This window comes from Kribbella sp. NPDC050241 (genome assembly GCF_044459685.1).
GTDB lineage: Bacteria > Actinomycetota > Actinomycetes > Propionibacteriales > Kribbellaceae > Kribbella.
Window position 1 is genome coordinate 102,750 of record NZ_JBITJE010000008.1, and the last position, 25,360, is coordinate 128,109.

Here is a 25,360-nt window from a genome sequence, read left to right on the forward strand (position 1 = left end):
CGCCGGAACGTGCAATCACCATGGACGGATGCGGCGGCGAACCTGGCCATCCTCGGCGTCGGGGAGTTCGAGGAGCGGGCCTACCGGATCCTGCTGCGCTCACCGGGACTCACGGTGACCGGGCTGGCGGACCGGATCGGTTCGCCGGCCGGCCGGGTGCGCCGCGCGGTGACCGTGCTCGAGCAGTCGGGACTGGTCAGCCGGTCTCCGTTGCCGACGCCGCGATTGTTGCCGGTGGCACCGGATGCGGCGATCGAGGCACTGGTGCGCCGGCAGGAATCCGAGCTCGAGCGGATCCGGGCGCTGGCCGCGTCCTGGGTCCCGGAGTTCCGCTCCGGCGGCAATGCCGCGCCGACCGAGCTGATCGAGGTGGTCACCGGGGCCGACACGGTCCTGAGCCGCTTCGATCAGCTGCAGCGCGGGGCGATGGAGGAGGTGCAGGTGCTCGACACCCCGCCGTACGCCGGTGACGCGGGGCCGGTCACGAACGACGCGGAGTTCGAGGTGCTGGCCAGAGGGGTGACCTGCCGGGCGATCTACGCCCGGGCCGCGCTGGAACAGTCGCCGAACGCGGTGACCGCGATCCTGCGGTACGTCGCCGCCGGCGAGCAGGCCCGGGTCACCTCGGAGCTGCCGTTGAAGCTGGCCACCTTCGATCGCAAGGTCGCCTTCATCCCGCAGTCGATCGCGCAGCGGGACATCGCCGGCGCGATCGTGGTGCACCCGTGCAGTCTGCTCGACGTCCTGCTCTTCGTCTTCGACCAGCTCTGGGCGGAGGCGACGCCGCTGACCGCGGCCGGGCGGCTGCGCTCGATCGAGCAGGACGGCGTCGCCGAACCGAGCGAGAACGACCGGCGGGTCCTGGCGCTGCTGGCCAGTGGGCTGAAGGACGAGGCCATCGCGCACCACCTCGGCTGGAGCCATCGCACCACCAGACGGCGGATCGCCACGCTGATGTCGACCCTGGGCGCCGACACGAGATTCCAGGCCGGGCTGTACGCCGCCCGCGCGGGGTGGTTGTGACGAGCCGGTCAGGCCGGCTGCTTCTGGGCGGCCAGGATCGCGTCGAGCAGGCCGGGGAAGGCCTGGTCCAGGTCGGCGCGGCGGAGCGAATTCATCCGCAGGGTGCCGACGTAGTACTGGCGGATCAGGCCGGCCTCGCGCAGGACTCCGAAGTGGTGGGTGGCCGTCGCCTTGCCGACCGGTACGTCGAAGCCGCCGCACTTGATGTCCGCGCCGAGCGCGTCGAGCTGCGTGACGATGCTGCGCCGGACCGGGTCGACCAAGGCTTCCAGCACCCGCTGGACGTCGAAATCGGAGACCTCCGGGTGCTGCGGCGTACGTCCCATGAGGTCAATAGTATGATCATCGCCAAGTTTGACGGTGATCAAACTTATCCGAGCGGGAGGTAGTGGCATGGCGAGGACGGTGCGGTTCCACCAGGCCGGTGGGCCGGAGGTGCTGCGGCTGGACGACGTCGATCCGGGCGAGCCGGGTCCCGGTGAGGTGCGGGTCCGGGTGGACGCGATCGGGATCAACCGGGCCGAGGTGCTGTTCCGCCGGGACCAGTACATCGAGCCGGTGAAGCAGTTCCCGTCCCGGCTCGGTGCCGAGGCAGCAGGCGTGATCGAGGCGATCGGCCCGGACGTCACCGGATTCGCGCCCGGCCAGGCCATCAGCGTGATCCCGGCCTTCTCGCAGAACGACTACGGCGTGTACGCCGAGCAGGCGATCGTCCCCGCGAGTGCGTTGGTGAATCGACCTGACGGCATCGATGCCCTCGCCGGCGCGGCCGTGTGGATGCCGTACCTCACGGCGTACGGCGCGATGGTCGAGATCGCCGGATTGCGTGCGGGGGAGACCGTCGTCCTCAACGCGGCGTCCAGCAGCGTCGGTCTCGCGGCGATCCAGACCGCGAACCGCGTCGGCGCCACGCCGTTGGTCGTCACGCGGACCCGCGCCAAGCGGCAGAGACTGCTCGACGAGGGCGCGGCCGAGGTGATCGTCTCGGACGAGGAGGACGTGGCCGGGCGCGTTCTCGACCTGACCGCGGGCCGCGGCGCGGAGTACGTGTTCGACGCGGTGGCCGGCCCGGAGGTCGTAAATCTCGCGCGCGTGGTCGCATCCGGCGGTACGTTGTTCCTCTGGGGCGCGCAGAGCGGGCAACCGACGCCGTACCCGGGGTTCGACCTGGGCATGCCGGCGCTGAATCTGCGCACCTACACGGTGCACGAGATCACCCGCGATCCGCAGCGGTTGCTCCGGGCAACGGCTTTTGTTTCGTCGGGCCTGCTGGCGGGCACATTCCGCCCGGTGGTCGATCGAGTGTTCCCGCTCGAGCAGGTCGTACGGGCCCACGAGCATATGGAATCCAACAGCCAGGTCGGCAAGATCGTGGTCAGCGTCGATCACGGATAGCGGATCCGGCTGCTGCAACGAAGGGACAGGACGATGGAGTACCGCAATCTGGGCCGGACCGGCCTGAAGGTCAGCGAGGTGTGCCTGGGCGCCATGCACTTCGGTGGCCCGGCGGACGAGCAGACCAGCGTGCGCATCCTGGACGAGTTCGTCGAGGCCGGTGGCACGTTCATCGACACCGCCGACGTGTACAACGCCGGTGAGTCGGAGGCCGTGCTCGGCCGCTGGCTCAAGGGCCGCGACCGCGACTCACTGGTGATCGCCACCAAGGTCTACGGCAGCATGGGCGACGGCCCGAACGACGACGGCCTCAGCCGCAAGCACATCCTTGCCGGGGTGGACGCCAGCCTGCGCCGGCTGGGCACCGACTACATCGACCTGTACTACACCCACGTGTGGGACACGGCGACACCGATCGAGGAGACGCTGGCCACGCTCGACGTACTGGTGTCGTCGGGCAAGGTTCGGTACCTGGGCGCCAGCAACGTCACCGGCTGGCAGCTCCAGAAGGCTGTGGACGTGGCGAAGCAGGCCGGGATCAACGGGTACAGCGCACTGCAGCCGCTGTACAACCTGCTCGACCGCGAAGCCGAGTGGGAACTGCTCGCCATCTGCCGCAACGAGGGACTTGGTGTGATGCCGTGGAGTCCGCTGCGTGCGGGCTGGTTGGCCGGCCGGTTCCACCGGGGCATGGAGGCGCCACCGGAGGGGACCCGGGTCGCGGAGGCTGCCAAGCAAGGGCTCTACGAGGCCTGGGACTACTACGACAACGACCGCACCTGGAACGTCCTGGACGCGTTGCATGCCATCGCGGCGGACACCGGTCGCAGCGTCGCGCAGGTCGCGCTGCGCTGGCTCATCCAGACCGAGCCTGTCACCGCACCGATCATCGGTCCGCGCACCCTCGAGCACTACACCGACAACGTCGGTGCGGCCGGCTGGTCGCTCGACGCAGAGCAACTCGCCCGCCTGACCGAAGTCAGCGAGAAGCCGTCGGTGTACCCGTACAACCTGCTCTCAGGCTTCAACCGCTGACGTCGGTGACGACCCGGACAGCCTGGACGACGGCGTTGGTGCTGGACGGGGAAGGCCCGCTGCACCGGCAGCTGGAGCGCGGCCTTCGCGGCGCGATCAGGTCGGGGCGTCTGATTCACGACTCGGTGTTGCCGCCGAGTCGTGAACTGGCCGAACAGCTCGGATGTTCCCGGTGGGCTGTCACGCAGGCGTACGGCCAGCTTGTCGCCGAAGGCTATCTGTCCACGCGGGTCGGCTCGGGGACCTGGGTCAGCTGGTCAGGTCGTACGACGGGAGCCGTCCGGAGGACAGGTGAGGTCGACCGGGGCAGCACCTACCGCTTCGACCTGACGCCGGGCATTCCCGATCTGCGTGCGTTCCCGCGCACCCGCTGGGGCGAGGCAGCGCGCGAGGCGGCGCGCGCGTTGCCGACCGCCGACCTCGGCCATCCGGATGCGGCCGGGTACCTGCCCTTGCGCGAGTTGCTGGCCGACTATCTGCAACGCAGCCGGGGAGCTGTCGCCGCAGCGGGCGATGTGGTGATCCGCAGTGGGGTGCGTGCCGCCGTCGCCCAGCTCTGTGTGGATCTGCGGGCCGCCGGTGTCGACCGCATCGGGATCGAGGATCCGGGCTGGACCCGGCTTCGCGACGTGATCGAGGCGACCGGCGTACAGGCTGTGCCGGTACCCGTCGACTCCGAAGGTCTCCGCGTCGACGTACTCACGCAGCAGCAGGACCTGCGGGCCGTGGTGGTGACTTCCGCCCATCAGTTCCCGACCGGCGTCGTACTCTCGCCGGGCCGGCGGCTCGAGCTGATCGAGTGGGCCCGGCGTACGAACGGGCTGATCCTCGAGGACGACTACGACGCCGAGTTCCGGTACGACCGCAATCCGTTGACCACGCTGCAGGGCATGGCGCCCGAGCAGGTCGTCCTGCTCGGCTCCGTCAGCAAGACGTTGTCCCCGGCCATCGGCCTCGGCTGGTACGTCGTTCGCGGCCCGTGGCGGAAGGCGCTGACCCGATCGATCGGTCCGGGTCCGTCGACGTTCGACCAGGCCACCTTCGCGGAACTGCTGCGCGCGGGTGCCTACGACCGTCAGTTGCGGGCACTGCGCCGGCGCTATCAGAGCCGGCGTGAGCAAGTCGTCGCGGCGGTACGCCGGGACTTGCCGGGCTGGTCGATCGACGGAGCGGCAGCCGGGCTGCACCTGATCGCCCGGCTGCCGGACGAGCTCGCCGCAGGTCCGGTGGTGGCGGCGGCACGACGTACCGGGATCCGGCTGGTCGCGCTGAGCCAGTACCAGGTCCGGGCCGGCGGCGACTCGAGCGGAATCGTGCTCGGCTACGGCAATCTGGCCGACGGCGATGTCGATGCGGCGATCGGATCGTTGGCCCGGACGTGCGCATTGGTCCGCGAATCCGCCCGCTGATTGGCCGCGGATTCCGGCCGATCCCGCCGTACGTTGGGCGCCGATGGTGGGAAGGACCCGCCTCGTACAGGAGTTGTGATGCGCACACGGTGGCTGGGTGACCGCGACGGTCGGGTGGAGGTCAGCGAGTTCTGCCTCGGGACGATCCCGTTCGGGACCGAGACGGACGAGACGACGGCGTTCGCGCTGCTGGACCGGTTCTTCGAAGCCGGTGGGACGTTCATCGACACGGCCAACAGCTACGGCCAGTGGGCCGACGGCGGTCTCGGTGGCGAGAGCGAGGTCGTGATCGGCCGGTGGATCCGCAGCCGTGGGGTGCGGGACCAGGTCGTCGTCGCCACCAAGGCCGGCGCACACGCCACGAAGGCGCCCGGCGATCCGGCGATGGAGAACTGGGAGGGCCTGTCCGGCAAGGCGGTTCGTCGTGCGGTGCAGGGCAGCCTCGAACGTCTCGGCGTCGACCGCATCGACCTGTACTACGCCCACTGGGACGACCGCGAGCCGGATCTGGCCGACACGGTCGGTGAGTTCGGGGCCCTGGTCAAGGAGGGCGTGGTCGGCGCCATCGGGTGCAGCAACACCCCGGTGTGGCGGATCGAGCGTGCCCGCGAGCTCGCCCGGACCGCCGGCGTTCCGGCGTACAGTTGCGTTCAGCAACTTCACACCTACCTGTGGCCGCGGCCTGAGCGGACCGGGTTCGATGTGGTCACGCCCGAGCTGATCGACTATGCGAAGTCGGAGCCGGAGTTCACCCTGCTGGGCTACAAGCCCTTGCTGCGCGGCGCCTACACCCGCAGTGACCGGCCGTTCGAACGCGGCTACGACCACCCCACGAGCGCCGTCCGCCTCGAGGTCCTGAACCAGGTCGCAGCCGAGACCGGCGCCACCGCGAACCAGGTCGTCCTCGCCTGGATGATGCAGAGCGACCCGGCGGTGATCCCGGTCAGTGCGGCCGGAACGGTCGCCCAGCTGGACGAGCAGCTCGCGGCCGTGGACCTCCACCTCGACGAGCAGACGATGCACCGCCTGAACACCGCCGGCACCGACGAGTCCTGATGGCTAGGCCCGGGCCCTCGCGACGAGCAGGTGGAGGGTGAGCGTGATCGCCAGGATGACGGCTGCGATGCCGAGGAGGCCGTACGGCGAGGTGCCGGCGGCCAGCGAGACGCCGCCGAGGCCGCTGCCGAGAGCGGAACCGAGCGAGATGGCGCTGCCGTTCAAGGCCATCACGATGGCAGCCGAGTTCGGGGCGAGGGCCGCGAGCCGTGCCTGCTGAGGTACGGCGGCTCCGCCGTTGCCGACGCCAGCGGCGAAGAACCACACCAGGCCAGTGACCGCGGTCACCGCGAGCGGCACGGTCAGGAAGGTCAGCATCCCCAGCACCGAGTTCAGGAGCAGTCCGATCAACACGACGGTGAGGACGCGCAGCGGCGTGAAGCGGTCGGTCAGCCGGCCGGTGACCGCGTTGCCGAGCATGCTGGCCACGCCGTACCCGAACATGACCACGATGATCACCCAGTCGAGCCGGAAGGTCGAAGCGAAGATCAGCGTGGCGTAGGTGAAGCAGGTGTAGCTGCTGCACAGGATGCCGGTCGTGACGAGCAGCCCTGCCAACAGCCGCGGCTGGCCGAGCGGACGCAGACGCTCGGCCAGCGTCCCGGCCGGGAGGTGCAAGCGCGGGAGCTTGAGCATGATTCCGGCCAACGCGATCGTGCCGACCACCGCGACCAGGAGCATCGGCAATCGCCAGCTGGTCTGGCCGAGCGCCAAACCGACCGGTACACCGAGCGCGGTCGCGGTCATCCAGCCACCGAGCACGAACGAGAGCGCCTTGCCGCGGTGCTGCGGTGGCGCGAGCGCGATCACGTACCCGGTCACGGCGGCGTTGAGCAGCGCCGCACCGAGCGCAGCCATCACGCGGCCGCCGAGCGCGGTCGCGTAGTTGGGCGCGAGACCGACCACCAGGTTGCCGAGCACGAACACAGCCAGAGACAGCGCGATCGTCGTACGACGCTCCCATCGGCTGGTGACAGTCCCGAGCACCGGAGCCGCGAGCGCCGAGGTCAGTGCGAACACCGAGACCAACTGCCCCGCGGCTGCCGCGCTCACCTCCAGATCGCTGGCGATGGCGGGCAGCAAGCCGGCCAGCACGTAGCCGTCGATCCCCATCGAGAACGTCGCCACCGCAAGCCAGATCAGGGTCCGGTACGACAACCCGGCATCCTGCTGTACTCCCGAGACCGGGCCTTCCGTTGCCGTCACGCGCCTAGTCGACCATCGCGCCGACCGGTTAAGCAACCTCCTTACCGAATCGTGGCCACCGCGGTCGGCCCTTGACGCGGGCAGGCGGTGTACGCCAATCTTTGCAGCGCTGTATTACAGCGCTGTACAACCTGCCGCCGACCCGCCAGGAGAGACCAGGGAATGCGTCCCGACATCGTCATCGTGATGACCGACCAGCAACGCGCCGGATTCACCTGCCGGAGCGGCTACCCGGTCGACACCATGCCCTTCGTCGACCGGCTGGCGGCCGCCGGAACCGACTTCACCCAGGCCTACACCTCGGCGCCCGCCTGCGTCCCGGCCCGCACCAGCCTGCTGACCGGACGCTTTCCCAGCGCCCACCAGGTCCGGCAGAACAGCACACCGGCCCACGCCCGGTTCGCCGGCGACCTCGTCGATGTACTGCGGGCGGCGGAGTACCAACTGCACTTCGCCGGCAAGCCCCACATGCCGCGAGGCGCCGGCGACTTCGACACCTACAACGGTCCCTACTTCCACACCCGCGGTCCGGAGCGCGACGAGCAGGAGAAGGCCTTCGACAGGTGGCTCGAGCGACTCGACCACGGTGTCTCCGAGGAGCCCACGCCGTACGAGCTGCGCTGCCAACTGCCCTACCGGATCACCACTGACGCACTGGCCGCCGTGGACGAGGCCGATCCGGACAAGCCCGGGCTCTTCTGGGTGTCGTATCCCGAGCCGCACAACCCGTACCAGGTGCCGGAGCCGTACTTCTCGATGGTCGCGCCCGAAAATGTCCCCGACCGGATCACCGGCCCGGAAGGCGCCGAGGCCAAGGGCGGCAGCTACGCGTGGCTGCGCCGGCTCCAAGAGGAGAAGCGGCCCGGGTACGACGGGGGATGGCGTCGGTACGCCGCCAACTACCTCGGGATGCTGCGACTGCTGGACGACCAGATCCAGCGGCTGCACGAGGGTCTCGCCAAGCGGACGCGTCCGCGGTTGACGATCGTGCTGGCCGACCACGGCGACTACGTCGGCGAGTACGGCCTGCAGCGCAAGGGCGCCGGGCTGTCCGAGTTCCTGATGCGGATCCCGTTGATCGTCGCGGGGGACGGTGTCGCGGCTCAGCGGCGCGACGAGCCGGTGTCGATTGTCGACATTCTGCCGACCATCTGTGAGGCAGTCGGTCAGCCTCTGCCGGAGGGCGTCCAGGGCCGGAGCCTGCTGCCGCTCGCCCACGGCGAGGAGGCGCCGGAGGCCGAGTTCGGCAGCATCATCGCCGAGCAGGGATTCGGCGGACGCGCCCGCGACGTCACTGACCGCCCACCGCTGCACTTCTCGTACGACGGCCCGACGTTCGACGAACTCAACACGGTCACCCAGTCCGGCTCCGCTCGCATGCTGCGCAGCGGCCGATGGAAGCTCATCGTCCACGCCGATCTCGCCGGCGAGCTGTACGACCTCGACGCCGATCCGGCCGAGCTGCACAACCTCTTCGAGAACGAGCAGCACCTGGCGGTCCGCGCCCGGCTGCTGCACCAACTGGCCCGCTGGCAGGCACGACTCACCGACGACCTGCCGACCGGCGCCTATGTCCCGCTTCGCCTCGAACACAACTGGCGCTGGGCCCACTCCACCACGCCGACGAGCAGGGAGAACTGACATGAATCCGTCCACCTTCAGCCGCCGTACCCTGCTGGGTCTCGGTGCCGCCACGGCCGCCGCCACCATGCTGCCCGGCTGCTCAGCGAAGCCGGGACCGATGCGGGTCGCGTGGTACGGGCCCGACCCCGTGACCAAGGCGATCAACAAGGCACTGAACGCGTGGAAGTCCAACGGTGGCGCCGACTTCGCCCCGGAGAGCGCGCCCTTCGACGACTACTGGGACAAGCTGGCCACGCAGACCTCGGGCAACAACGCGCCCGACGTACTGCGGATGTCGATGAGCTACTTCAGCGACTACGCCGGTCGCGGTGCCCTGAAGGACCTGGGATCGCTCGGCATCGACACCTCCGGACTGGACCCGGACGTGGCCGGGAGCGGCACCGCGGACGGCAAGAACTTCGGGATCGGCCAGAGCTCGATCAGCTATGCCATGTACGTCGACGAGGCCGCCGTGAAGAAGGCCGGCGGCAGCGTCCCCAAGCAGGGGTGGACGTGGGACGCGTTCGCCGAGTTCGCGAAGGACTATGCGGGATCGGTGCAGGGCGCGTTCGGGTCCAGCGACCAGGCCGGCAACTTCCAGTTGTTCGAGGTGTTCGCCCGTCAGCACGGGACCGGGGCGTTCTCCGAGGACGGTTCGAAGCTGGCGACCAGCAAGGACACGATCCAGGAGTGGTTCCAGTACTGGGCGGACCTGCGGAAGGCGAAGGCAGCCCCGCCGCAGAACGTCAGCGGCGAGACGATCGCGATCGAGAAGTCCCTGGTGGCGACAGGCAAGGCCCCGCTGCAGTTCGGCTGGGTGCAGCAGGTCACGTTCTACCAGCCGCTGGTCAAGAGCCCCTTGACCGTCTTGCCGGTGCCCCAGGACAAGGCCGGCGACCTCAAGGGTCAGTTCATCAAGGCGCTCGACCTGTGGTGCATCTCGGCCGCGAGCAAGCACCCCGAGGACGCCGCCAAGCTGATCGGGTTCCTGCTCAACGACGAGACCGCGATCAAGACCATCGGCATCCTGCTCGGCGTACCGCCGTCGAAGAAGGCGCGCGACGTGGTCTCGGCCGACGCCGACTCCGCCGGCGCCCGGGCCATCGCGTATGTGGAGGACATCGCAGGCAAGGTCGGTCCGACGCCTCCGCCCTGGCCGAAGGGGTACGGCGAGCTGCTCACCGGCTTCGGTCGCATCGCCGAGAACATCGGTTTCGGCAAGGCCACGCCCGCGTCCGGCGCGGGTGAGTTCGTCGAGCTGGCGGGGAAGACGCTCGGCCAGTGAGCCGATCCGCTGCCGACTCGTTCGGAACGCGTCTGCGCCAAAGCGTCCCGGGCTACCTGTTCCTGTTGCCCTGGCTGATCGGCGTACTCGGTCTGACCGTCGGCCCGATGGTGTTGTCGCTGTATTACTCGTTCACCGACTATGCGCTGTTCAACACCCCGGCTTGGACCGGACTGCACAACTACACGGCGCTGTTCCACGACGCCCGCTACCTGCACTCGCTTCGGGTGACGTTCCTGTACGTCGCGGTGTCGGTGCCGCTGGAGATGACCTTCGCCCTCGCGATCGCCGTACTGCTCAACCGTGGTTTGCGTGGTCTCGCCGTCTACCGTGCCCTGTACTACGTGCCGAGCCTGCTCGGCGGCAGTGTCGCGATCGCCCTGCTCTGGCAGCAGATCTTCGGCAGTGACGGTCTGCTCAACCACGTGCTCGGCCTGTTCGGCATCGAAGGACATGGCTGGATCTCCGAGCCGGGTACGGCGCTGTGGACGCTGATCGTGCTGCGGGTGTGGCAGTTCGGCGCTCCCATGATCATCTTCCTGGCCGGGCTGCGGCAGATCCCGGAGGACGTGATGGAGGCGGCCGAGATGGACGGTGCGAACAGGTGGCAGCGGTTCTGGCGGGTCACGCTGCCGCTGCTGTCACCGGTCGTGTTCTTCAACCTGGTGCTGCAGATCATCGGTGCGTTCCAGGCGTTCACCCCGGCGTACATCATCAGCGGCGGCAAGGGCGGGCCGTCGGACTCGACGCTGTTCTACACGCTGTACCTGTACCAGCAGGCGTTCGGCAACTTCCGGATGGGGTACGCCGCCGCGATGGCCTGGGTCCTGCTGCTGATCATCGCGGTGTTCACCGGGCTGAACTTCGTCCTCGGTCGCACCTGGGTGTTCTACGGAGACGAAGGGGTCCGCCGATGAGAACTCGCCGTGTCTTCGCACACGCCGGTCTGACCATCGGCGCGCTGATCATGCTGTATCCACTGCTGTGGATGATCACCGCGTCGCTGCGGCCGAACACCGAGATCTTCAAGGACGCCGGCCTGGTGCCCGAGCACCCGACGCTGGGCAACTATGCGCTGGGCTGGCACTCGACCGGCGTCAACTTCGGGGTGTACCTCGCCAACTCGCTGATCATCTGCACCGCGGTCGTGATCGGGAACGTGCTGACCTGCTCGCTCACGGCGTACGCCTTCGCGCGGCTCAAGTTCATCGGGCGCAAGACGCTGTTCGCGCTGATGCTGGCCACGATCATGCTGCCCGGTCACGTCACGCTGATCGCGCAGTACTCGATCTTCCGCAACCTCAACTGGATCGACACGTTCTGGCCGATGATCGTGCCGAGCTTCCTGGCCACCGACGCGTTCTTCGTGTTCCTGATGGTGCAGTTCATCCGGTCGATCCCGGTCGAGCTGGACGACGCCGCCCGGATCGACGGGTGCGGGGCGTGGGGCATCTACCGGCGGATCATCCTGCCGCTGCTGACCCCGGCGCTGGTGACGACCGCGATCTTCTCCTTCATCTGGACCTGGAACAACTTCTTCAGCCAGCTGATCTACCTGTCGACGCGGACCAAACTGACGGTTCCGGTGGCTTTGCGCGGGTTCCTCGACGCCACCGGCAGCTCGGAGTGGGGAGCGCTGTTCGCGATGAGTGTGGTCACTCTGGTCCCGGTCGTGGTGGTGTTCGTGGTGTTCCAGCGGCGGATCCTGGCCGGAATGGCACACACCGGCTTGAAGTGAGATCGTTACCACCCATGAGGCCTCGTTTGATCGACGTCGCCGAGGCGGCCGGTGTGTCGATGAAGACGGTGTCGAACGTCGTCAACGGGTCGGAACACGTCCGCGAGGCGACCCGGCTGCGGGTCCTCGCCGCGATCGACAAGCTCGGCTACCGGCCGAACATCGCCGCCCGGAACCTGGCCCAGGGCCGCAGCGGGGTGATCGCGTTCGCGGTGCCCCAGCTCGATCGCCCGTACTTCGCCTCGCTCGCGGCGCGGATGCTGGACGAGGCGGAGACCTTCGGCTGGATCGTGCAATTCCACCAGACCGGCGGCCGCCGCGAGGCCGAGCTCGGCCTGCTCACCGACCGGCATCCGGCCCGTCTCGACGGGATCATCATGAGCCCGCTGAGCCTGAGTCCGGAGGATGTGCAGCGGCGTGATCCCGCGCTGCCGCTGGTGCTGCTGGGCGAGAAGGCCGGTGAGGACCACCGCGCCGACCACGTCGGGATCGACAACCGTGAGGCTGGGCGCGTGGCGACCGAGCATCTGCTGGCGATGGGGCGGCGCCGGGTGATGGCGCTGGTGCCCGGGCCGGGAGTAGCGGACGGACGGACCAACGGCTATCGCGATGCCCTGGTGGCGGCGGGTATCGGCGTCGACGAGGACATCGTGCTCCCGGCCGGAGGCGTCCGCGGTGAGGACGCCGAGCTGACTCTCGGCCGCTGGCTCGACGCCGGCAATCCCGCTCCGGACGCGATCTTCGCGGGCACCGACTGGTTGGCGATGGGCGCGATCCGGGCCCTGGTGCTGCGCGGGCTGAAGGTGCCACAGCAGGTCGCCGTCGTCGGCTTCGACGACATTCCGTACGACCTCGCCACCCTCCCGACACTGACCACCGTCGCACCGGACCGCGTCGCCATCGCCCGGCTGTCCCTGCAGGCCCTCCGCGACCAGCAGCCGGGTCAAGACCCGGTCCGCCTCCGAGCACCCTTCACCTTGGTGGTCCGCGAAAGCACCGCCGGCATCGGCCCGGGACACTAACGGTATGGATTGGGTCTTCCGCAAGGCACACGAGTCCGATCTGCCCGAGCTGGTGACGCTCCAGGAACGCGGCGCGGTAGAAGGACTGGGTCACATCTTCCCGCAGGAGACGCATCCGTTCCCACGCGCCGACATCCTGGACCGCTGGGCGGTCGAGCTCGCCGATCCGTCGATCGCGGTCTACGTCTCGTGTGATCAGGACGACCGGATCACCGGATTCGCGGCCCGCCGGGATGACGAGGTCTTCCACTTCGGCACCGCCGTCGATACCTGGGGCTCAGGGCTGGCGACGTACCTGCACGATGCTTTGCTCGCCACCTTTCCCTCCACGCTCGGGACTCTGCGGCTGCGGGTCTTCACCGAGAACACTCGGGCCCGCCGCTTCTACGAGAAGCTCGGCTGGCACCCCACCGGCCGGCAGACCCGAACGGCCTTCCCACCCCACCCAAACCTCACCGAATACATCCTCAACGTGCGCTAGCGGGTCGTCTGACGCGTTGAGGCGTGCAGCTGCACAGGAGGTGTCGGGTCGACAGGTAGTGCAGTTGAGCGTGCGGACGTTCTGTGTACGGCGTCTCGCAGGTGCACTACCTGTCGATCCGTACATCACAGGCGGCGAGGGGTGGGGACACGCGTCTCAGGCGATGATGAGCCAGGGGTTCTCCAGGAGTTTGGTGAGGTCGGCGAGGAAGCGGGCTCCGTCCGCGCCGTTGAGGATTCGGTGGTCGGCGGAGAGGGTGTAGCGCATCCTGGTGCGGGCGGCGAGGGATCCGTCGTCGAGGACAACTGCCTCCCGGCGGGAGGCGCCGACCGCGAGGATCGCGGCCTGCGGGGGATTGATGATGGCGGTGAACTGCTCGACGCCGTACATCCCGAGGTTGCTGATGGTGAACGTTCCGCCGGCCATCTCGTCGGTCGTCAGTTGGCGTTCTCTCGCTCGTACGGCGAGGGACGCGGACTCCTCGGCGATCACGCCGACCGACTTGTGGTCGGCGTTGCGAATGACGGGGACCAGAAGCCCGTCGTAGATCGCGACTGCTACACCGATGTTGATGTCGTGATGGCGTAGGAGATTGTCGCCGGAGAGGGACGAGTTGACGTCCGGGTGCTGGCGCAGCGTCAGTGCACAGGCCCGGATGACGAGGTCGTTGATGCTGACCTTCTGCCGTCCGGCCTCCGTCAGTTGTGCGTTGAGCTCGAACCGCAGGTCGACGAGGTTCTCGAGGTCGGCGCTCGCGGTCAGGTAGAAGTGCGGTGCGGTCCGGGCGCTGTCGGCCAGGCGCTTTCCGCTCGTCCTGCGCAGCAAGCTGAGCGGGACCTCCTCGCCAGGGTTCACGTCCTGGGAGACGGCTGGTGCCGACTCGGCTGTCTCGGTCGGCTGGAGTGTCTCGGCGGCGGCGCGGACATCCGCGCGGATGATCCGCCCACCAGGCCCGGTCCCGGCAACCTGCGTCAGATCCACCCCGAGCTCCACAGCATCCCGCCGCGCCAAGGGAGAAGCGGGCATCCGCTCGATCGCCGGCCCCGAGACTGGCACCGCGACGAAGGACTGTGCCGCATCCGCGACGGGGCTTGACTGCGCGTCCGGCGCGGACGATCGGGACGCCGCAGCCTCGTCCGGCGTGGCCGCGTCGTCTTCGGGGTCTTCGTCGCCGAGGACTGCGATCGGTTGGCCGATGGCGGCTTCTTCGCCCTCGGCGACCAGGATCCGGCCGAGGACGCCGGACTCGTAGGCCTCGTACTCCATCACGGCCTTGTCGGTTTCGATGTCGGCCAGGATCTCGCCGGCCTCGACCATGTCGCCGGTCTGCTTGTGCCAGGTGACGACGACGCCGGTCTCCATCGTGTCCGACAAACGTGGCATCAAAATCGTGCTCATGGTGTCTCCTTTCAGCGCAGCCGGCCGACCGCGGCCAGGGTCTGTCTGATCGCCGTCTCGACATCGCCCGCCGAGGGCAGGGCGGCGCTCTCCAGGCTCTTGGCGTACGGAAGCGGTACTTCGGCCATCGCAACCCGGCGTACCGGTGCGTCAAGCTGGTCGAACGCACCGTCCGAGATCGTCGCCGCGATCTCCGCGCCGATCCCGTACGTCAGCCAGTCGTCCTCCAGCACCACCGCCGCGTGCGTCTTACGGACCGACCGGACGATCGTCTCCCGATCCAGCGGACGCAGACTGCGCAGATCGATGACCTCGGCATCGATCCCCTCCCGAGCAGCCAGCTCCTCCGCCACGGCCAGACCGAGCGACGCCATCCGCGAGTAACCGATCACCGTGATGTCACTGCCGGGTCTGGTCACCGCCGCACGCCCGATCTCGGCCGGTACGTCGTCGTCCGGTACGTCGCCCCTCGTGTTGTACAGCGAGAGATTCTCCAGAAACAGCACCGGATCGTCATCGCGGATCGCCGCGAGCAGCAGCGCCTTGGCATCAGCCGGGTTGCTCGGGGCAACGACTTTCAATCCCGGCACGAAGGCGTAGTACAGCTCGACGTTCTGCGAGTGCGTGGCGCCAAGTTGCTGGCCGCCACCACCGGGCGTCCGGATCACCATCGGAACACTGCGCTGACCACCGAACATGCCGTGGATCTTCGCCGCATGGTTGACGATCTGGTCGAGCGCGAGCAACGAGAAGTTGATCGTCATCAACTCGACCACAGGCCGCAGGCCGAGCATCGCCGCACCGATCGCGGCGCCGGTGAACCCCTCCTCCGAGATCGGTGTGTCCCGCACCCGTCGTTCGCCGAACTCCGCGAGCAACCCAGCGGTGATCTTGTACGACCCCTCGAAGACGCCGATCTCCTCGCCGATCAGGAAGACGCGGTCGTCGCGCTGCATCTCGGCGCGCAGGGTCTCGTTGATCGCCTGCCGGTAGGACATCACGGTCATGCGCCGGCCACCGCGAAGAGAGGCTGCCCTGGCAGTCGTTTGAGATCGTTCGGCACCGGCGTCGCGTAGTTGTAGTCGAACAACGTCTTCACATCCGGTGGTGCACTGGCATCCGCGAACGCGACCGCCGCACCGACCTCCTCCGCGACAGACTGCTCCAACTGCTCCTGCTCCTCGGCGCTCAATGTCCCGGCATCACGCAACTGATCGCCCAACGCGAGCACGGGATCCGCGGCCCTGAGCGCAGCCACCTCGTCCTTCGAGCGGTACGCCGCCGGATCGACCACCGAATGCCCACGCAGCCGCCCGCTGACAGCCTCCAGCAGCACCGGCCGCCCTTCACGCGCCATCGCGACCGCACGGACGGCGGCATCCCGTACGGCGACGACATCGTTGCCGTCGACGCGTTCGCCGTACATCCGGTACGCCGCGGCACGCTTGTGCAGCTCGGGTTCGGCAGAGGACATCTCGACGGTGGTGCCCATACCGAGCTGGTTGTTCACCACCGCGAACACGATGGGGAGTTTCCACAGCGCGGCCAGGTTCAGCGATTCGTGGAACGCGCCGATGTTCGTCGTACCGTCGCCCAGGTGACACATCACCACCTCCGGGCCGCCGCGGTAGGCGATCGCCAGCGCCGCCCCGGTTGCCAGCGGCAACTGGCCGCCGACGATTCCGTACCCGCCGAGAAGCCGGGCCTGGGCGTCGAACAGGTGCATGGAGCCGCCCCAGCCCTTGGACACGCCGTCGCTCCGGCCGTAGAGCTCGGCCATGACGCGGCCGGGGTCGATGCCGCGCGCGATGGCATAGCCATGCTCGCGGTAGTTCGTGAAGACGTAGTCGCTCGGGTCGAGTGCACTCATCAACCCGACGACCGTCGCCTCCTCGCCGAGGTTCAGGTGGCAGTAGCCGCCGATCTTGGCTTCGGTGTAGGCCCGGGCGGCCCGCTCCTCGAAGCGCCGGATCAGCAGCATCTGCCGGTAGTGGCCCAGCAGGTCGGGCGGTGCGGACATCGTGTCGGCTCTCCTCACGAGGATAATGATACTGGATCGTGTCATTCTGTCATGAAGGAGGATAGCGCCATGACCAGAGCTGCCGACGGTGGTCCGCGCAAACGTGGACGGCCGACCGAGTCCGAACGCGAGCAGCGGCGGGAGGAGATCCTGGACGCGGCCGTCCGGCTGTTCCTCCAGCATGGGTACGGCGGTGTCTCGCTGGACCGGCTGGCGTCGGAGGCGAAGGTCACCAAGCGGACGATCTACGCCTACGTCGGCGACAAGACCGAGGTCTTCACCGCCGCGGTCGCCCGGTTGAACCGCGAAGTCCTGCCTGAGGCCGCGCCGGTCGACCGACAGGTCCGGACGCCTGGTGCGAGCGCCCTCGAGGCGCTGGCCGTCCGCCTCGTCATCACCCTGCACTCGGACGTCGCCGTCGGCCTGCACCGGATGGTGATCGCCGAGGCGCATCAGTTCCCGGATCTGGCCACAGGGTTCTACGCGGCAGGCCCGCAGCGCTATGTCGCCGCCTTGAGCGACCTCGTCCCGTGCCCCGAGGAGATCTTCACCCTCCTCCTCGGCGAGCCCCACCGGCGCCGCCTCCTCGGCCTGGACGCTCCGCCCTCACGGGCCCAGGCCGAGGCGCACGTCAACGGCGTACTGGAACTTCTGGACCTCTCGCGCTAGTCCATGGCGGTGGCCTCCAGGGCGACCAGGAGGTCCGGGCCGGCGAGGGTCGCGACGCCAAGGACCGTGCTGGCGAAGCGGTCGGGGGTGTCGGCGAACCGCTCGGCCAGGGCGCCGAACTGCTGGAGTAGTTCGCCGACGTCGGTGGTGTAGATGTTGAGCCGGACCACGTTGGCCACTGTCATTTCGGCACCGGCCAGGACCGCTTCGAGGTTGTCGAGCGCAAGCCGGAGCTGGGCTGCCATGTCACCCGGATGCTGCGCGTTGCCGTTGGCGTCGACGGAATCCTGGGCACTGCAGATGAGCTCACGGCGGCGGTTCTCCACGAGCTGGGCCTGGTCGAAGCCCAGGCCGACGGACCAGTTCCACGGGTTGACGGCGGTGCGTTGCATGGTTGTCTCCTTCGATCGGACCGGTCCCTGGCGGACCGGCGAGTTAGTTAGGTAACTAACCTAGAACTCGCCTCCGACAGTTTCTTATACTCGGGTCCATGAGCCAGACGCGACCGGGGAAAAGAGAGCGGTTGGTGGCCGCCGCGGCGGAGATGGTGTACCGCCAGGGAGTGGCGCCGACGACGCTGGCGCACATCGCGGAGGCGGCCGACGTACCGCTGGGGAACGTGTACTACTACTTCAAGACGAAGGAGGACATCGTCGGCGCCGTCGTCCAGACCCGCGCGGAGCAACTGGAAGCGATACTCGCCGAGCTGGAGGCCCGCCACCGCACCCCGAAGACGCGACTCAAGGCCCTCGTCGAGATGCTCGCCGACCGCGCCGATGAGACTGCTCTCTACGGCTGCCCCTACGGCACCCTGGCCACCGAGCTCTCCAAGCGGCCCGACGGCACGAACCCTCTCGCCACCCACCTGATGGAGCTCCTCATCAACTGGGCCGAGCGACAGTTCCAGCAGTTGGTACGCCGCGATGCTCGCGACCTGGCCATCGACCTGGTCGCCGCCTACGAAGGCGCCGCTGTCCTGGCCTCCACCCTCGCCCAGCCCGACCTGATGGCCCGCCACTCCCGCCGCCTCCGCGCCTGGATCGACGCCCAGCCCGGCCGTCCGACGGCTTGACCGGTTTCCGTCATGTCCGGGACTTGTCACCCTGGTCCGTGGCCGGAGCGGTGAGAGATCGGATACGACAGGTGCATCAGGACGCACCAGATCGGTGCCTGGAGCAAGGATGGAGCCCTCGTGGCCTTGTCGAAACCACTTCCGACCCGGACGGCGCTGCTGCTCACCGGCGCGCTGCTGCTGTCCGCGGTGACCGTTCCGGGCCTCGCGTCCGCCGCCAAACCGCCACCGCCCGGAGCCGCCCCAGCCGCCCCAGCGCTGTCCGGCCCGGCCACGGTCACGCTGCTGACCGGTGACCGCGTCACGCTGACCCCGGACAAGAGCGGGACGCCGCGCGTCAACGTCCGCTCTCGTGACGGAAAGAGCGGGACCAACGGGTTCTCCGTTCGCAACGACCACGGCCGGATCAGCGTCGTACCGCACGACGTCGCGACGCTGGTGCCCGACGTACTCGATCCTGCGCTGTTCGACGTGAGCGGTCTGGTCGAGATGAAGTACGACGACGCGCACCGCGCGGACCTGCCGGTGATTGTGCGCCAGGGTGCTGGTGAGCGCACGATGGCGAGCAACGGGTTCACCGCGACCCGCGAACTGGCCAGTGTGGATGCGACGGCCGGCCGGATCGAGAAGTCCCGTACGACGACGTTCGGTGCATCGCTGACCACGGCGAGGGCGGCCGGGCCGGCCAAGATCTGGCTGGATGCGGCCGTGCACGGCGAGTCGACGACAGCGGTCGAGGCCGCGCCGCGGGACGGCTACCTGGACCAGATCAAGGCACCGGCCGCCTGGGACCGCGGACTCGACGGGCGTGGCGTCAAGGTCGCGATCGTGGACTCGGGCATCGATGCGGATCACCCGGCCCTGTCCGGGAAGGTGACGGCCACCGCCGACTTCACCGGCGAAGGCCCCCAGGACGACCTCGGTCACGGGACGCATGTGGCTTCGCTCGTCGCCGGGAACGGCGCGGGATCGGACGGCGCCCGGCAGGGTGTCGCGTCCGGCGTCGAACTGGTCTCCAGCAAGGTCCTCAACGCCGCGAACGAGGGCTCCGAGTCCGGCGTCATCGCCGGACTGGAGTGGGCGGCCGACCAGCACCCGGACCTGGTGAACGTCAGCCTCGGCGGTTGGGCGCCGCGCTTCGGCGACGACCTGATGGCCGACGCGGTCAACCGGCTGACCGACAAGACCGGCGCTCTGTTCGTAGTTGCTGCCGGCAACAGCGGGTCGTTCCTCCCAACCCCGTTCTCGATCGAGTCGCCGGGGACCGCCGCGTCCGCCCTCACCGTCGGTGCGGTCGACGCCACCGACCACAAGGCGCAGTTCTCGAGCGAGGGCCCGACCTGGTCGTACGTGCAGAAGCCAGAGGTGTCCGCACCGGGCGTGAACATCCTGGGCGCCCGGGCCGGTGCCCGCGACGGCGACCTGTATGTCGCGTACTCCGGGACGTCTCAAGCGACGCCACAGGTGACCGGATCGGCGGCCCTGCTGCTCCAGCAGCACCCCGAACTGACCTGGCAGCAGCTCAAGGCACGCCTGAGCAGCGCCGTGGACGACACCGGTACGTACACCTCGTGGTCCGGCAGCGGGCGGCTGAACCTGGCCACCGCGACCTCGAACAGCCTGTCCGCTGACGTCGGCGTCGTCGACTTCGGCGCGATCCGCCACCCCGATGACGCCCGGCAGACCCGCACCGTCACGCTGACCAATCCGGGCAGCGAGCCGCTGGCAGTCACGGCCGCCGACCACGAGGTGCTGTCGGGCAACACCACAACGGCACCCGACGCAGCCGTCGTCGTGTCCCCGGCCACGCTGACGGTTCCGGCCGGCGGTACGGCGAGCCTGACCGTCACCCTGGACCCGGCGACCGTCGCCGACGCCATGTGGCAAGGCTCGATCGACCTGCTCGGTGCCGACGGCAAGGAACTCCTGCGCCTCGCCCTGAACGCCTACGACGAGCCGCCGGCGTACGACGTCTCCGTCCAGGTGCTCGACCGCGACGGCCAGGCCGTGTCCGGCGGGTGGGTGAACGGGTTCAACGGCAACAACGGGGACTTCGTCCAGTTCACGCTCGACGATCAGGGCCGCAGTACCCGCCGGATCTCGCCCGGCGAGTGGAGCATGTGGACCTTCGTGACCACCGGCGACACCGTCGCGATGACCGGCGGTACGGACTTCACGGTCGCGAAGGACACCGACTTCACGTTGGACGCCCGGAAGACGGTGCGCCTGAACGTGCCCGTGGTCGAGGGACAGTCGACCAAGGCGACCGAGGCCGGAGTCACCGCCCTGCGCGCGTCGGATCCGGCGAAGTGGCAGGCGGAGGAGATGTACCCGCCGGTCGCGGACATCGCCGCCGGCAAGGTGTACGTGCAACCGACCGGCGCAACCAAGGACGGGATCGTCGAAGCCGTCACCCGCTGGCGGCTGGACTCGACCAAGAAGGCGGGCAACGACGCTCCGGATCTGTACCAGGTCTACCAGAGCGCGAACCGGTTCACCGTGCCGTTGGCGAAGAACCTCGACCGCAAGGCCGTCCGCGCGATGGCCCGGGTCGACACGACCTTCGGCGGCGTCTGGGGAAGCGGTACGTCGGGCCTCGGGCGCGGAGTCCGAAGCTCGGTGACCACCTTCGGCGGAGAGCTCTGGCAGACCGTCAAGACGCCCTCCCACCGCGTGGAGATGCTGTCCGCGGGCCCGGGGATCCAGTGGTGGCAGTGTCTGGATTCACCGGCCACCGGTACCGCCGGTGTCTGCGACAATCCGGAGCGGACCTACAAGCCCGGCGAGAAGGCGCGCTCGGTCTTCGGTACGGCGATGCATCCGCAGCTGAACATCGGCGAGATCTTCAACGGGGACTTCAACCTCCAGGTCGGCGTGGCTGATCCCGGCCACCTGGGTGTTCTCGACACCGCGCTGATCGACGACGTACGGCTCGCGCTCTATCGCAACGGCGTCAAGCTCGGAGAGCAGAAGAACACGTCGGGCTTCTTCCAGGTCCCCAGCGGTACGGCGCGTTATCGAGTGGAGCACAGCTGGAAGACGGATCAGCTCCCGAGCTCCACGGAGGCGAAGACGACCTGGGAGTTCACGGCCACCCCACCGGCGGAGTGGGCGAACCCGATCCGGCCGTCGATGCTGAGGCTCGACTACGACCCGTACGTTTCTCTGGACGGCAGCGCGCCCGCTGGGCGGCCGATGGTGTTCGATCTGCGAGTCGGAGCCCAGGACCGTGCCACGACCGCACCGGTCAAGTCGGCCCGGCTGTGGATCTCGTCGGACCGCGGTAAGCACTGGACGCCGGCGCCGCTGCTCCGGACCAAGGACGGCTACCGGACGATGATCGCTCCGTGGTCGTTGCTGCCGGGGCACGCCCTGTCGGTCCGTGCCGCGATCACGGACACGGCGGGCAACTCGGTCGACCAGACCGTCCTCGACCTGGTCCCCGTGCGCTGACCGACGGACTCGAAGGCCCGGGTGCATGACCCGGGCCTTCGAGCGTCACGCCGTACGGGTGTCGCGGCCGACGACGATGCCGATGACGATCTGTACGGCGGCCAGGGTCGCGAACAGGATGAGCGTTGCGTCCCAGTTGCCGGTGCGTTCGGCGAGGAGGCCGGCGATGACAGGGCCGGTGGCCGCGAGGAGATAGCCGACGGCCTGCGCCATACCGGACAACTGGGTCGCCTCGTGGTGGCTGCGGCCGCGAATGCTGATGAGGGAGAGTGCGGCGACCAGGGCGGCGCCCTGGCCCAGCCCGGCGAGGACGACCCAGACGACGATCAGACCTGGCGCCAGCAGGATTCCGAGCAGGGCAACGAGGATCGGAACGCTGGCGGTGATCGTGCCGGCGCGTTGATCGGTCGGATGCTTCAGCAGCCGGGGAATCGCCAGGCCGCCGACGAGGCCGAAGCACTGGAAGAGAAACAGATGGACGCCGGCGGTCCGCTCCGAGACACCGGTCGAGATCTCGATGGTGGGCAGCCAGTTGACGAGGAGGTAGAAGCTCGTCGACTGCAGACCCATGAACGCGGTGATCAGCCAGGCCATCGGCTGCCGCCAGACACTTACCGGGGGAGCGCCGTCGTCGGGGTCCGGCGGCGGCATCGGCACGGACGCGGACTGCCGCGGCAGCCAGATCACGGCGACGACCGCGGCAAGACCTCCCCAGACTGCCAGCGCGAGCCGCCAGTCGGCCGCGTCCGCGATCGGCACGGCCGAGACCGAAGCTATCGCGGCGCCGCCGGTGATGAAGGCCGTGTACACCCCGGTCGCGCGCGACACGTTGCCCGCGTAGTCGCGCTTGAGGATGACGGGGACCAGGACGTTGCCGACTGCGATCGCGGCACCGACCACGATCGTGCCGAGCCACAGTCCGGGCAGTCCCGTGTAGGACCGGGCGACGCTGGCGACGGCGAGGACGAGCAGCGAGACGAACACGGCCCGCTCCATCCCGTGGCGCCGGGAAAGTCGATGAATGAGAGGCGAGGCCAGTCCGAAGGCGATGAGCGGCAGCGTGCCGAGCATGCCGAGCGCTCCCTCCCCGAGTTGCTCGTCGGCACCGATCTGCGGCAGCACCGGGCCGACCGCGGTGAGCGCCGGACGCAGGCACAGGGCCACCAGGAAGACGGTCGCGGTCAGCAGGGCGGCCCGTCGTCCGATCGGCGGCTCGGCCGGCGGTTTCAGCACATCCTCACTCCTGACTAGATGTCCTACATTTACACTGTAGCCTGGGCGGAGAACGGAGGTTGTCGAGGTGTCACTGAGTGGACCAGTGCGTCAGGTGCCGCTGGTGCTGCAGGTCTCCGAGCAGTTCCGGGGGCTGATCGAGTCCGGCACGTGGCCGGTGGGCGGCAGGATTCCCGGCGAGAACCAGCTCGCCGTCGAGCTGGGGGTCAGCCGGGGAACCGTGCGCGAGGCGTTGCGGTCGCTGAGCCTGACCGGTCTGTTGGAGCCGCGGGTCGGCGACGGCACGTACGTGCGCGCGACCAATGAGATCAGCGGTGTTCTTGTCCGCGACGAGTTGTCGGCGTCGCTGACGCATGTCCTCGATGCGCGGGCCGGCATCGAGGCCGCGGCCGCGCGGCTGGCCGCCGAGCTGCCCGATGGAGCCGCCGGGCTGGACGCGGCACTCGAGGCACGCAGCGCGGCGCATGAAGCCGGCGATCTGGCCGGTTACGTCGCCGCCGACGCGGGCTTTCATCGAGGTGTGGTGGAAGCCAGCGGCAACCCGCTGTTGCTCCGTCTGTACGACGCTCTTGCCGAAGTGCTGACCGACTCGATCCACCAGACCGCCACGATCCCCGAGGACACCAAGGTCCGCGATGCCCACTTCACGTTGCTGGCGGCGATCCGCGACGGCGATCCGGAGGCCGCGGCCAAGACGTCGTACGCGCTGATCGAATCGGTCAAGCAATCTGCTGGGTGATGGCGGACGGCCACAGCACACCGGCGGCTGCGTGGAAACGGACCGAGCGACCAGTGGCGAAGTCATTGCCCGTAGCATCGTTAGAGTTCCACTCTAGAGTTGCTCTCCCGGTGAGCTGGAGTACGTCGCCGCTCTCGAAGTCGATGAACAGCAGCGCAGCCGTGGGATCGACGGCGAGGTTCCCCATGCTGTTGAACATGTTGTTGCCGGCGTAGTCGGGCCAGATCACGTCGGCGCCGTCGACCTGCACGAATCCGGGGGAGCCGCCCTTGTGCGAGGCGTCCGCTCCACGGGTGGGGTGTTCCGTCCCCAGGAAGAACGTGTCCGCAGTCGTGATGATCCGGCGCGCTTCGTCCGTCAGTTGGCCGCGCGCAGTCAACGCTGAATGCGCCGGGCTGACCGGCCGCGACGGGCCCTGCGTGATCTGTCGCGGCTGGATGTACGACGGGCAGTTGCCGAACGCCTCGTGGACATCGAGGGTGAGACCGTTCTCGGCCACGTCCGTGATCCAGCCGTTGACTCTGACTCGCCGGCGACGCTCGAGGTCGATCGCCAGTACGCCGCCTGACTGGTCCGGCGCGAGATTGTGCAATGCGTCCGCCGGTGCGGGCTTGGTCTTCACCAGCAACAGTTGGCCCTGACCCGCGAGAAACCCTGGCTGGGCGACCAACGGGGAAGCCCACAGCCGGTGCCGCTCGTCGCGCGCGACGAGAACCGCGAAGGACTGCAACGCCAGGATCGCGGCCCGGCCGCCTGTCAGCGACACCGGTGCGAGCATGCCTTCCAGGCGCGATGCTGCGTCCCGCAGTCCGGCTCGCGCCTGCACAGCCAGCTCGCCCTCGTGGAATCCAGTAGTCGGCGTCGGTGTGTTCGGTGCGGCGGTCATCGTGCGTCTCCGGATCCCCGGTGGGTCTTGTGGTAGTGCCGTGCAGCGCGGGCGCGGTTCCCGCAGCCGGCGCTCGAGCACCAGATCCGGCGCTTGTTCTCCGCCAGGAACAGCATCGAGCACGACGACGACGCGCATCGCCGCAGCGTTGCCAGCCGATCGGCGTCCGACAGCAGATCGATCGCCTCGCGGGCGAGCGCAGCAAGGATCGCGTTCCCGCCGAGCTCGGTGTGCCACCGCGTCTCCGCCACCGATCCGTCAGGCCCCAGCTTGAGTTGTCGGCTCGTCGGGACCGCGGCGGCGTACGCGTTGACGTCGGCTACTGAGGTCGCCTGCGGCGCGCGGCCTTCGAGGTGTGCGTCGAAGAGGTCGCGGATCGCGGACCGAAGGCGCAGTACCGCGGCCTCGGGTGGGCGGGGACCGGTCGGGAGCCGGTCCGACTGCAGCTCCCACCAGGCGTCGGGCCGCTCCGACAGCAGGTCGCGTGGCGGGTCGACGACCAGGATCGCCGTATCCACGAGGTCGAGCGCCGCGAGCGGCTCCCCACCCATCGGGAACCCGGCATCCTGCATCGCATCGATCGTCGGCATAACGGACATGCTGGCAGTCTAAGCATT

At 68.8% G+C, this 25,360-nt stretch carries 24 protein-coding genes; 15 read left to right on the forward strand and 9 right to left on the reverse strand.

Annotated elements, in window-relative coordinates; genetic code table 11:
- Positions 1-9: 9 nt before the first annotated feature.
- A complete protein-coding gene (locus ACIBG5_RS31395) occupies positions 10-1,023 on the forward strand; it encodes a winged helix-turn-helix transcriptional regulator (protein ID WP_396395116.1) in 1,014 nt (337 codons plus the stop codon).
- A gap of 8 nt (positions 1,024-1,031) precedes the next feature.
- Here ACIBG5_RS31395 and ACIBG5_RS31400 read toward each other — a convergent pair whose 3' ends face one another.
- On the reverse strand, positions 1,032-1,349 hold the full coding sequence (locus tag ACIBG5_RS31400; RefSeq protein WP_396395117.1) for an ArsR/SmtB family transcription factor: 318 nt from the start codon (positions 1,347-1,349) through the stop codon (positions 1,032-1,034).
- Between the two features lie 67 nt (positions 1,350-1,416).
- On the opposite strand from ACIBG5_RS31400, the gene ACIBG5_RS31405 reads away from it, so the two are divergent.
- The 4 genes from ACIBG5_RS31405 (at position 1,417) to ACIBG5_RS31420 (ending at position 5,918) form a co-directional block, all read left to right on the forward strand.
- Entirely contained in the window at positions 1,417-2,418 is a 1,002-nt protein-coding gene (locus ACIBG5_RS31405) for a zinc-dependent alcohol dehydrogenase family protein (RefSeq protein WP_396395119.1), read from the forward strand.
- 33 nt (positions 2,419-2,451) lie between these two features.
- Entirely contained in the window at positions 2,452-3,453 is a 1,002-nt protein-coding gene (locus ACIBG5_RS31410; protein ID WP_396395120.1) for an aldo/keto reductase, read from the forward strand.
- Between the two features lie 5 nt (positions 3,454-3,458).
- Positions 3,459-4,862 (forward strand): PLP-dependent aminotransferase family protein, encoded by a 1,404-nt coding sequence (locus tag ACIBG5_RS31415; protein WP_396395121.1) that lies wholly within the window; start codon positions 3,459-3,461, stop codon positions 4,860-4,862.
- 78 nt (positions 4,863-4,940) lie between these two features.
- Entirely contained in the window at positions 4,941-5,918 is a 978-nt protein-coding gene (locus ACIBG5_RS31420; protein ID WP_396395122.1) for an aldo/keto reductase, read from the forward strand.
- Positions 5,919-5,921: 3 nt separating this feature from the next.
- Here the strand turns inward: ACIBG5_RS31420 and ACIBG5_RS31425 are convergent, their stop codons facing one another.
- Positions 5,922-7,124, reverse strand: coding sequence for an MFS transporter (locus ACIBG5_RS31425; RefSeq protein WP_396395123.1), 1,203 nt, complete (start codon positions 7,122-7,124; stop codon positions 5,922-5,924).
- A gap of 162 nt (positions 7,125-7,286) precedes the next feature.
- Here ACIBG5_RS31425 and ACIBG5_RS31430 point away from each other — a divergent pair, with 162 nt between their 5' ends.
- The 6 genes from ACIBG5_RS31430 to ACIBG5_RS31455 are packed head-to-tail and all read left to right on the forward strand — an operon-like array spanning position 7,287 to position 13,273.
- On the forward strand, positions 7,287-8,765 hold the full coding sequence (locus ACIBG5_RS31430; RefSeq protein WP_396395124.1) for a sulfatase-like hydrolase/transferase: 1,479 nt from the start codon (positions 7,287-7,289) through the stop codon (positions 8,763-8,765).
- Position 8,766: 1 nt separating this feature from the next.
- Complete coding sequence (locus ACIBG5_RS31435; protein WP_396395125.1) at positions 8,767-10,032, forward strand: extracellular solute-binding protein; 1,266 nt, start codon at positions 8,767-8,769, stop codon at positions 10,030-10,032.
- A complete protein-coding gene (locus ACIBG5_RS31440; protein ID WP_396395126.1) occupies positions 10,029-10,949 on the forward strand; it encodes a carbohydrate ABC transporter permease in 921 nt (306 codons plus the stop codon). The genes ACIBG5_RS31435 and ACIBG5_RS31440 overlap by 4 nt, the downstream gene beginning before the upstream one ends.
- Positions 10,946-11,770: a carbohydrate ABC transporter permease gene (locus ACIBG5_RS31445; RefSeq protein ID WP_396395127.1), complete on the forward strand. Its 825-nt coding sequence runs from the start codon at positions 10,946-10,948 to the stop codon at positions 11,768-11,770. Before ACIBG5_RS31440 ends, ACIBG5_RS31445 begins: the two co-directional genes overlap by 4 nt.
- 14 nt (positions 11,771-11,784) lie before the next feature.
- Positions 11,785-12,792, forward strand: coding sequence for a LacI family DNA-binding transcriptional regulator (locus tag ACIBG5_RS31450; protein ID WP_396395128.1), 1,008 nt, complete (start codon positions 11,785-11,787; stop codon positions 12,790-12,792).
- A gap of 4 nt (positions 12,793-12,796) precedes the next feature.
- Positions 12,797-13,273, forward strand: coding sequence for a GNAT family N-acetyltransferase (locus ACIBG5_RS31455; RefSeq protein ID WP_396395129.1), 477 nt, complete (start codon positions 12,797-12,799; stop codon positions 13,271-13,273).
- Positions 13,274-13,429: 156 nt separating this feature from the next.
- On the opposite strand, the gene ACIBG5_RS31460 is transcribed toward ACIBG5_RS31455, so the two are convergent.
- The 3 genes from ACIBG5_RS31460 to pdhA are packed head-to-tail and all read right to left on the reverse strand — an operon-like array spanning position 13,430 to position 16,709.
- Positions 13,430-14,671, reverse strand: coding sequence for a dihydrolipoamide acetyltransferase family protein (locus ACIBG5_RS31460; protein ID WP_396395130.1), 1,242 nt, complete (start codon positions 14,669-14,671; stop codon positions 13,430-13,432).
- An 11-nt stretch (positions 14,672-14,682) separates the two neighbouring features.
- Positions 14,683-15,678 carry an alpha-ketoacid dehydrogenase subunit beta gene (locus tag ACIBG5_RS31465; protein ID WP_360452337.1) on the reverse strand — a complete coding sequence of 332 codons (996 nt, stop codon included), beginning with the start codon at positions 15,676-15,678 and terminating at the stop codon, positions 14,683-14,685.
- Positions 15,675-16,709, reverse strand: coding sequence for a pyruvate dehydrogenase (acetyl-transferring) E1 component subunit alpha (gene pdhA / locus ACIBG5_RS31470; RefSeq protein ID WP_396395132.1), 1,035 nt, complete (start codon positions 16,707-16,709; stop codon positions 15,675-15,677). The genes ACIBG5_RS31465 and pdhA overlap by 4 nt, the downstream gene beginning before the upstream one ends.
- Before the next feature lie 51 nt (positions 16,710-16,760).
- On the opposite strand from pdhA, the gene ACIBG5_RS31475 reads away from it, so the two are divergent.
- Complete coding sequence (locus ACIBG5_RS31475) at positions 16,761-17,360, forward strand: TetR/AcrR family transcriptional regulator (protein ID WP_396395133.1); 600 nt, start codon at positions 16,761-16,763, stop codon at positions 17,358-17,360.
- On the opposite strand, the gene ACIBG5_RS31480 is transcribed toward ACIBG5_RS31475, so the two are convergent.
- Positions 17,357-17,752 (reverse strand): RidA family protein, encoded by a 396-nt coding sequence (locus ACIBG5_RS31480; RefSeq protein WP_396395134.1) that lies wholly within the window; start codon positions 17,750-17,752, stop codon positions 17,357-17,359. The genes ACIBG5_RS31475 and ACIBG5_RS31480 overlap by 4 nt on opposite strands.
- A gap of 98 nt (positions 17,753-17,850) precedes the next feature.
- On the opposite strand from ACIBG5_RS31480, the gene ACIBG5_RS31485 reads away from it, so the two are divergent.
- Both ACIBG5_RS31485 and ACIBG5_RS31490 read left to right on the forward strand, forming a co-directional pair.
- Positions 17,851-18,432, forward strand: a complete 582-nt coding sequence (locus tag ACIBG5_RS31485) for a TetR/AcrR family transcriptional regulator (protein WP_396395135.1) — start codon at positions 17,851-17,853, stop codon at positions 18,430-18,432.
- 120 nt (positions 18,433-18,552) lie between these two features.
- Positions 18,553-21,885, forward strand: coding sequence for a S8 family serine peptidase (locus ACIBG5_RS31490; RefSeq protein ID WP_396395136.1), 3,333 nt, complete (start codon positions 18,553-18,555; stop codon positions 21,883-21,885).
- Positions 21,886-21,930: 45 nt separating this feature from the next.
- Here ACIBG5_RS31490 and ACIBG5_RS31495 read toward each other — a convergent pair whose 3' ends face one another.
- Entirely contained in the window at positions 21,931-23,118 is a 1,188-nt protein-coding gene (locus ACIBG5_RS31495) for a CynX/NimT family MFS transporter (protein ID WP_396395137.1), read from the reverse strand.
- 67 nt (positions 23,119-23,185) lie between these two features.
- Between ACIBG5_RS31495 and ACIBG5_RS31500 the strand changes: the two genes are divergently transcribed.
- Positions 23,186-23,857, forward strand: a complete 672-nt coding sequence (locus ACIBG5_RS31500) for a FadR/GntR family transcriptional regulator (protein WP_396395138.1) — start codon at positions 23,186-23,188, stop codon at positions 23,855-23,857.
- Here ACIBG5_RS31500 and ACIBG5_RS31505 read toward each other — a convergent pair.
- Both ACIBG5_RS31505 and ACIBG5_RS31510 read right to left on the reverse strand, forming a co-directional pair.
- Positions 23,838-24,743 (reverse strand): pyridoxamine 5'-phosphate oxidase family protein, encoded by a 906-nt coding sequence (locus tag ACIBG5_RS31505; RefSeq protein WP_396395139.1) that lies wholly within the window; start codon positions 24,741-24,743, stop codon positions 23,838-23,840. The genes ACIBG5_RS31500 and ACIBG5_RS31505 overlap by 20 nt on opposite strands.
- The gene (locus tag ACIBG5_RS31510; RefSeq protein ID WP_396395140.1) at positions 24,740-25,342 is read right to left on the reverse strand and encodes a CGNR zinc finger domain-containing protein; all 603 of its coding nucleotides are present in this window, start codon (positions 25,340-25,342) and stop codon (positions 24,740-24,742) included. Before ACIBG5_RS31510 ends, ACIBG5_RS31505 begins: the two co-directional genes overlap by 4 nt.
- Positions 25,343-25,360: the final 18 nt, after the last annotated feature.